This is a genomic window from Aeromonas sp. PrichA-15 (assembly GCF_017939245.1).
Taxonomy (GTDB): Bacteria; Pseudomonadota; Gammaproteobacteria; order Enterobacterales; family Aeromonadaceae; genus Aeromonas; species Aeromonas caviae.
Genome location: NZ_JAGKRH010000191.1, coordinates 1 through 8,307, shown reverse-complemented (window position 1 = coordinate 8,307; position 8,307 = coordinate 1). Strand labels below are relative to the sequence as shown.

Sequence of the window (8,307 nt, the reverse complement as noted above, 5' to 3'; positions counted from 1 at the left end):
TGGTGGGCATTCCCGCGGAATGCATGGTGTTTTTGCTCATGGGGGGAGCGTATCTAAGGAGCAGGATCAAGCAAGCAGGAAAGTGGGATCAAGAGACGATCGTCTCATTTTTCCTGTGTCAATACTGTTCCGGTGAATACTTACGGCGTGGTGTGTTACAACGAAGAGATAAAGAACCGCGTGGAACAATGCATGAATCGGGTCGGGGTCGCGCGCCCCGTCTATGTCCGTGATGGGTGGTATTTCAGATGATTCGATATACAACAGGCAATCTGCTGGATGCTCCGGTGGAAGCGCTGGTGAATACCGTCAACACCGTCGGTGTCATGGGCAAGGGGATCGCCTTGATGTTCAAGGAGCGGTTCCCGGCCAATATGCGCGCCTATGCCGAGGCGTGCAAACAGGGTGATGTCGTCACCGGCAAGATGTTTATTACCCAGACGGGTGAGCTGCTGGGGCCGCGCTGGATCGTGAATTTTCCGACCAAACAGCACTGGCGCAATCCGGCACAGATGGCGTGGATCCAGGATGGTTTGCAGGATCTGCGGGCCTGGTTACAGGCGCAGCAGGTCTCTTCGATTGCCATTCCGCCGCTGGGGGCTGGCAACGGTGGTCTGCCTTGGCCAGAGGTCAAACAGGCGATTGAAACGGCACTGGGCGATCTGGATATCGATATCCTGCTCTATGAGCCCAGTAGCCAATACCAAAATGTGGCCAAGCGCGGCGGGGTGGCGGAGCTGACTCCGGCTCGGGCCCTGATTGCTGAACTGGTACGTCGCTACTGGTTTTTAGGGATGGAGTGCAGCTTGCTGGAAATCCAGAAGCTGGCCTGGTTTCTGGCTCGGGTCATTGGCCGCAACCCGCTGGGGGATCCGTTGCAGTTGCAGTTTAAGGCCCATCGTTATGGCCCTTATGCCAACAATCTGACTCATCTGCTCAATGCGATGGACGGCAGTTATCTGCAGTCCGACAAGCGCATCCCGGATAGCAAGCCGTTTGATGTCATCTGGTTTAATGAGGCCAAAAAACAAGAGCTTGCCGTTTATCTCCATACCGAGGCCAAAGCATTTTTATCGATACTGGAGCAGACGACCGCGTTAATCGACGGTTTTGAGTCGCCCTATGGCATGGAGTTATTGGCCACGGTCGATTGGTTGATAGCCGAAGAGGGCTGTGCGCCGACGCTGAGCGCGCTGCGAGAGGGGTTGCATCGCTGGCCAGCGGGAACCCCGTGGGGTGAGCGCAAGGCGCGGCTGTTTGATGATCGCAGTCTGCAGATCGCCTTGACCCGTTTGCAGCAGGGATTGGTGTAACGAAGTGGGTGTAACAAATAAGAGCGGCTGCGCGGTTGTCGCGGCGGCTTGAGAGAATAACAGGGATAGAGAGCATGATTTCAGTCGGCCAACGGGAGCGGGCAACCCAGAACCGCGTCATCAAGTTATTTCAAGCGGAGCTGGGCTATCGCTATCTGGGGGATTGGCATACACGGGAGAACAACCGTAATGTCGAGCCGGAACTGCTGACCGCATGGCTGGTGGGGCGTGGTGTGGACGCGGCGCTGATCCCCAAGGTACTCAGGCAACTGGATCGGGCGGCGAGCCTGGGCGAAGGGCGCCTCCTCTATGACGCCAACAAGGAGGTCTATCGCCTGCTGCGTTATGGCGTGAAAGAAAAAGTCGGGGCTGGCGAGCAGAACCAGACTGTCTGGTTGATCGATTGGACCAATCCGCAGGCCAACGACTTTGCCATTGCCGAAGAGGTGACGGTCAAAGGCGAGCATAAGAAACGGCCGGATCTGGTGCTCTATGTCAACGGCATTGCCCTTGGCGTCATTGAACTCAAGCGATCTACCGTCTCTGTCTCCGAAGGTATCCACCAGAACCTGGATAACCAGAAGAAGGATTTTATCCGTAACTTCTTCACCACCATGCAGCTGGTGATGGCGGGCAACGACACCCAAGGGGTGCGCTACGGCACTATCGAAACCCACGAGAAATACTATCTGGAGTGGAAAGAGCCAGCCGATCCAATCCATTCCGACCATGTCGATCTGCCGGGTGCCAATCTGCTGGACCAGCATCTGACGCAGTTGTGCAGTAAGGCGCGCTTTCTGGAGCTGATCCACGACTTTATCGTGTTTGATGCGGGCACCAAGAAAACCTGCCGCCATAACCAGTATTTCGGCATCCGTGCCGCCAAGGCCTATATCCGCCGCCGGGATGGCGGCATCATCTGGCACACCCAAGGCAGCGGCAAGAGCCTGACCATGGTCTGGTTGGCCAAGTGGATCCGCGAAAATGTGACCGACAGTCGGGTGCTTATCATCACCGACCGTACCGAACTCGATGAGCAGATCGAGAAGGTATTCAGTGGGGTGGAGGAGGAGATCCTGCGCACCAAAAGCGGTGCCGATCTGGTGACCCGTCTGCATGCCCATAACCCTTGGCTTATCTGCTCGCTGGTACACAAGTTCGGTCGCACGCCAGAAGGCGAGTCGGATGACGAAGATGATGGCAGCTCGGATGATTTTATTGCTGATATGCGCCGCAGTTTGCCCTCGGACTTCAGCCCCAAGGGGCAGCTGTTTGTGTTTGTCGATGAGTGCCACCGCACTCAGTCCGGCAAGCTGCATGGGGCCATGAAGAGCCTGTTGCCAGAGGCGCTGTTTATCGGTTTTACCGGCACACCGCTGATGAAGCAGGACAAAAAAAAGTCCATCGAGGTCTTTGGCCCCTACATTCACACCTACAAGTTCAACGAGGCGGTGAGTGATGGCGTGGTGCTGGATCTGCGCTACGAGGCGCGGGATATCGATCAGCGGGTCAAATCCCAGAAAAAAGTGGATGAGTGGTTCGATACCAAGACCAAGGATCTCTCGCGGCTGGGCAAGCAGCAGCTTAAACAGAAGTGGGCCTCAATGCAGAAGCTGCTCTCCAGTCGTTCGCGGCTGGAGCAGATAGTGGCCGATATTCTGCTCGACTTCGAGCGCAAGCCCCGGCTGGCCGATGGTCGTGGCAATGCCATGCTGGTCTGCGCCAGCGTCTATCAAGCCTGCAAAAGTTACGAGATGTTCAGCCAGGCCGGTTTTGCTGGCAAGTGCGCCATCGTCACCAGTTACCAACCCAATGCCAGCGAGATCAAGGGCGAGGAGACGGGCGAGGGGCTGACGGAGAAGCTGGCCAAGTACAACATCTATCGCAAGATGCTGGCCGACTATTTCGAGCAGCCGGAGGATGAGGCGGCTAAGCGGGTCGAAGAGTTTGAAAAACTGGTCAAGCAGCGTTTTATCAAAGAGCCGGGCCAGATGCGGCTGCTCATTGTCGTGGATAAGCTGCTGACCGGTTTTGATGCCCCCTCTGCCACCTACCTCTATATCGACAAGAAGATGGCTGATCACAACCTGTTCCAAGCCATCTGTCGGGTGAATCGGCTGGATGGTGACGACAAGGAGTACGGCTACATCATCGATTACAAAGACCTGTTCAAGTCGCTGGAGAAGACGGTCAACGACTATACGGCCGAGGCCTTCGCGGGTTATGACAAGGAGGATGTGGCCGGGCTGCTCAAGGATCGACTGGCCCAGGCCAAAGAGGATCTGGATAACGCTCTGGAAGCCGTCCGTGCCTTGTGTGAGCCGGTGAAGGCGCCCAAGTCGCAACTCGATTATCAGCATTATTTCTGTTGTGAGCCGGGAGCCGATGAAGAGACGTTGAGCGAGAAAGAGGCATTGCGGCTGACCCTCTATCAGTTGGTGGCCAAGTTGATCCGCGCCTTTACCAATCTGGCGGGTGAGCTGGAGGAGGCGGGTTACAGCGCCTCGCAGGCCGCCTCGATCAAGCAGGAGGTCGAACACTTCGCCAAGGTCCGGGATGAGATCAAGCTGGCCAGTGGTGATCTGGTGGATATGAAGCAGTTCGAGCCGGGCATGCGCCAGATGCTGGATCTGTGGGTGGATGCCGACCCCAGCGAGACGCTGATGGACTTTGAGGAGCTGGGGCTGCTGGAGCTCATTATCCAGCGCGGCCCCGAGGCGCTGGATGGGTTGCCCAAGGAGATGCGCGACAATCAGGAGTCGATGGCCGAGGCGATTGAAAACAACGTGCGCCGGACCATCGTCGATGAGAACCCGGTCAACCCCAAATACTACGAGAGGATGTCGGTGCTGCTCGATGAGCTGATCGATCTGCGCCGCCAGCAGGCCATCTCCTATCAGGAGTATCTGGAAAAGGTCCGCGAGCTGGCCAAGCAGGTGAAATATCCACAGAGCCATAGCCAGAGCGCCTACCCAGAGAGCATAGACACGGCAGCCAAACGGGCACTCTATGACAATCTGGGCAAGGATGAGCTGCTGGTGGACAGGATTGATACCGCCGTGCGTTATACCAAGAAGGCCGATTGGTATGGCGATCGCTTCAAGGAGCGGGAGATCGCGTTTGCCATTGCCGAAGAAACCAAGGGATACGATGTGACCGTTGCCGAGGTGATGGAGCTGGTGAAAGCGCAGCAGGAGTACCACTGATGCCCCTGATCACCATTGGTGAGCTCACGCTGGAGTTGCAGCATAAGGGGATCAAGAACCTGCACATCAATGTGCTGCCCCCTGATGGTCGCGTGCGCGTCTCGGCCCCGGCGTCGCTGTCACAGACGGCCATCAGAATGGCCGTGGTCAGACGCTTGCCGTGGATCCGGCAGCAACAGGCCCACTTTCAGGCGCAGCCACGTCAGAGCGAGCGCCAGATGTGCAGCGGCGAGACGCACTACCTTTGGGGACGGGGCTATCGATTGGAGGTGATCCCGGTTGAGGGAGCGCACAGCGTCAAGCTACAAGGGGGGTGGATCCGGATGCGGGTTCCCGCTCATTATGACGCCGCGAAGCGAGAAGCCTTGCTACTGGGCTGGTATCGCCAATTGCTACGCCAGCGGCTGCCGATATTGATGGCCAAGTGGCAGGCCTTGCTCAACGTCACCCCTTCGTTTGTCGGTATCAAACGGATGAAGACCATGTGGGGGAGCTGCAAAACAGATACATCCCGCATCTGGATCAACCTCGAATTAGTCAAGAAGCCCCCTGAATGCCTGGAATTTATTGTGGTGCACGAGCTGGTTCACCTGTTAGAGCGCAAACATAACCAGCGATTTATCACACTGATGGATACCCATCTGCCCAACTGGCGCGAGCATCGCGAGAAGCTCAACAAGATGCCGCTGGCATTTAATCGGTGGGGGTATTAGGGCTGGTTTAGCCACGATTTATTCTTCCAAAAAGTAATCTGAATCCAGGGTTTTAATGGTGAGGGTCTGGCGGGTAGTGACGCCGACGCCGTATTCGATCATCAGGGCGGCAAGACGGGCACCGTCGATCAGCACGATGCGCTTCTCAATCAGTCCGACATACTCCTGCGCCTCACGGCTAAAGCTGGAGGTGGTGATAAAGACCCCCTTGCGGGCCTTGTGCAGATCCAGCGCCCCCGCGAAGGACTGGATCTCGGGACGCCCCACGGTTTTGTCGGTGTAGCGCTTTGCCTGCAGGTAGATGGAGTCGAGCCCCAACCGGTCTTCCTTGATGATGCCATCGATGCCGCCATCGCTTTGGTAACGGGTGGTGCGGGCGGCATCCTGCTGGCTGCCGCCATAGCCCATGGCCACCATCAGATCGACCACCAGCTGTTCAAAGAAACGAGGGGAAAGGCCCAAGATCTCGGCAAGCAGGTCATCGGCAAGGGAGCGATTGATGGCAGATAGTGCCTGCTCAATCTGCTCTTGAGGGGTGCTGGCCTGCTCTGGTGTTGGCGTGTCTGTCGGGATCGCTATGGCTTGTTGCGTATTGCCTGCGCTCTCACTGGAGGCCAGGGTAAACGCCACGAACTCGTTGAATTGGGCCAGATAGCGGTTGTCGATAGTATGTCCCGAGACTAGCGCCGCCTTACCCCGTTCGGTGATAAGGCAAATGCCCCGCTTGGGTTGCTCGATGAGTCCTGCCTTGACCAGATAGGTCTTGGCCCAGCCAACCCGGCTGCGCAGCGTGGTTTGGCGACCACTGGGCAAGGTGTCAGCCAACTGCTCCGGAGTAAAGGCGTAGTGCTGGCAAACCCGCTCGAATACCTCACGTAGAGAGCGGGCGACACCATCGGCCAATACCTTGAGCACGGCAGGCATCATGGCTTCATAGCTGGGCAGGGTTTCTTTCATCGGGCAACCAGATCGAGATAAAACAGGGGCTTATCTTGTCACAGCGACCTACTTGGGGCCAGTTGGTATCGAAGTCACTGGGAGCAACCTCAAAAAAAACAGCGTCACCAAAAAAAGGGAAGGTCATGAATTGGCCTTCCCCAAGACCCACCCACTTATCACGGACGAGTAGGTTTAAAAATGTTACCACAAGCGGATGTGTGGTCACGCCTTGCGGTCAGGATTGGCGTCCATGCTCGCCGCAGGGTAAATACAGATATAGACATAGCCATGGCTACCGAGGGTGTCGGCTTCGCAGGTAAAGCCGCCGTGCTGGATAGTGATGCAGTGCTGACGTTGAGCATCCAGCTCGCCGGTTAGCAGCTTGGCTTCCAGAGCCTTGATGATCTCCGGGAAAGCCAGGTCGAGCTTGGCTATCTGCGTCTCACTCCATTCACCGATCAGACTGGCCCGATCGGATAGAAAATCGAGCCGGTAGCGACTCTGTATCAGACGAGCGCCAAAGCGTGGCGTCACGGTATGGGGCAAACCCCACTGTGCAAAAATCCGAGTGGGGTGGTCTGGCGCTACGGGGTGTTGGTTGTTGGTGTGGGTGGTTGTCGTGGTCATGATTAGCGATACCTCAGTTGAATGTCGATGCAGGTGCCGGGCACGTTGTGGCGCTGGCGTAGTCTGGTCAGGTGCTCAGGGAGTTCGGTCAGGTTTGTCAGCCGCCCCCGGTAGAGCCGAGAAAGATTGATGTAGTCGGGATGGCTCACGGTGATGGTCACCTGATGCCCAGGTTGCCAACGAGCAAACAGGCGGGCTTTGGCTTGCTTGATGGTGGTGATGCCGGGAGCGGGTAGTGTCTGACGGTTTCGCAGGTGCAGTTTGTTGAGCTCGGGGGCATAGCGATGCACCTCGAGTCCGGTGATAAGACGGGTCATGTTCGGTGACTCCAATGATGCAAGGGGCCAGCCTTTGAGGGCTGGCCCTTTATGTTGTTTGTGGATGAGCGGAGACAGTAGGGCGTCAACGAGCGCAGTCAGCCATCTCATTGATAACCGGCTTGCAATTGAGCCGGTCTAGCAGGTGCCGCGAGCCGTATTGAGCCACCAGCCGGGCGATGGCCATTTGAGCGCAGGTCGCTCTGCTGGGCTTATTCTCAGGGATTGCGTAACGCGCAGTGAGCCAGCCGCCGAGCAATGCGATGCGGTAGCCGCTTGGGATGTGAGTGAGCGACGTACCGATGCCCCTCCCGTGAATGAGAAAGGGCACAGCTTGTCCGCCGATGTCGATATCCATGCGCTGCCCCTTGAGCTCGAAGGTAGTGAGCTCGCCGGTTTGCGGATGTTTGCCGGGCACCTTGATGGTGATGTGTTTGGCCATTTCATACCTCCGGCTTGCTTTCAACGTGGTGGGTCACAGTGTTGGCCTCGGGGTCGATACTGATAAACGCCGGGGCTTGTGGGTGGTAGTGGTATAGCCGCGCCAATTCAGCGCGAAACGCCTCGACGTTTGGCGCAATCACATGGCTGGTATCTCCCTCGGCATAGGTAAAGGTCTCCAGCTTCTCGGTATTAATCCAGATACCGAAGTACCAGGCGTCTTCCTCGGTATCGTATTGCTGCCAACCTTGAGCCAGTAGCGTCCGGTCGTAGTAGTAGCGGTCAGCCTGATGGCTACCCCGGTCGATGCGGCAGGCGGTCACTGTAAGTTCAAACGGGATACGCCCCGCCTTGTGGGCCTTCTTGACTCTGCGCAGCAGCTTGAGGGCTTTGGCTCTACTACGGCCATTACCGAGTGGTTGCGGCTGCCTGGCCCGCAATCCCAGGTGGGTCATTATCTTCGGCGCGGTGTTGTGGTTGAGCTGACCGATGGCAGTGGTGATCTGCCGAGCGGTCAGGGTCTTGTAATCACGCAGGTCGTGCATGGTTGGGCTTCCTTCAAATGCAAACAGCCCCTCGGAGTGAGGGGCTGTATGGGAGCATGGGTGTGTGCTGGTGGCCGTGGCTCAGGTGTGACTACTCCAATCCGGCTTGTCATTACTACCGTGGTTGACGTAGGCCCCGACAATTACCCGTTGCCACTCACCGACCGGCTGACCCGCTGCATTACAGGCGCAGCGAAAGCGGGCGA

Annotated in this window: 8 protein-coding genes; 3 read left to right on the top strand and 5 right to left on the bottom strand. The window is 57.2% G+C overall.

Annotated features, from left to right (window positions below; all coding sequences use genetic code 11):
* The first annotated feature begins 248 nt into the window (after positions 1-248).
* The 3 genes from J9889_RS18865 to J9889_RS18855 all read left to right on the top strand — a co-directional run bounded on the left by J9889_RS18865 (position 249) and on the right by J9889_RS18855 (position 5,232).
* Positions 249-1,313, top strand: coding sequence for a macro domain-containing protein (locus J9889_RS18865; protein WP_210557694.1), 1,065 nt, complete (start codon positions 249-251; stop codon positions 1,311-1,313).
* A gap of 74 nt (positions 1,314-1,387) precedes the next feature.
* Positions 1,388-4,519: an HsdR family type I site-specific deoxyribonuclease gene (locus tag J9889_RS18860; protein WP_210557692.1), complete on the top strand. Its 3,132-nt coding sequence runs from the start codon at positions 1,388-1,390 to the stop codon at positions 4,517-4,519.
* A complete protein-coding gene (locus J9889_RS18855; RefSeq protein WP_005331303.1) occupies positions 4,519-5,232 on the top strand; it encodes a SprT family zinc-dependent metalloprotease in 714 nt (237 codons plus the stop codon). Before J9889_RS18860 ends, J9889_RS18855 begins: the two co-directional genes overlap by 1 nt.
* 18 nt (positions 5,233-5,250) lie before the next feature.
* On the opposite strand, the gene J9889_RS18850 is transcribed toward J9889_RS18855, so the two are convergent.
* The 5 genes from J9889_RS18850 to J9889_RS18830 form a co-directional block, all read right to left on the bottom strand.
* Complete coding sequence (locus tag J9889_RS18850) at positions 5,251-6,189, bottom strand: restriction endonuclease (RefSeq protein WP_171269279.1); 939 nt, start codon at positions 6,187-6,189, stop codon at positions 5,251-5,253.
* Between the two features lie 204 nt (positions 6,190-6,393).
* Positions 6,394-6,798 carry a type IV toxin-antitoxin system YeeU family antitoxin gene (locus J9889_RS18845; protein WP_080988641.1) on the bottom strand — a complete coding sequence of 135 codons (405 nt, stop codon included), beginning with the start codon at positions 6,796-6,798 and terminating at the stop codon, positions 6,394-6,396.
* A gap of 2 nt (positions 6,799-6,800) precedes the next feature.
* The gene (locus J9889_RS18840; protein WP_021137999.1) at positions 6,801-7,115 is read right to left on the bottom strand and encodes a hypothetical protein; all 315 of its coding nucleotides are present in this window, start codon (positions 7,113-7,115) and stop codon (positions 6,801-6,803) included.
* Between the two features lie 85 nt (positions 7,116-7,200).
* Entirely contained in the window at positions 7,201-7,557 is a 357-nt protein-coding gene (locus tag J9889_RS18835) for a hypothetical protein (protein ID WP_021137998.1), read from the bottom strand.
* A 1-nt stretch (position 7,558) separates the two neighbouring features.
* Positions 7,559-8,101 carry a hypothetical protein gene (locus J9889_RS18830; protein WP_210557690.1) on the bottom strand — a complete coding sequence of 181 codons (543 nt, stop codon included), beginning with the start codon at positions 8,099-8,101 and terminating at the stop codon, positions 7,559-7,561.
* Positions 8,102-8,307 lie beyond the last annotated feature (206 nt).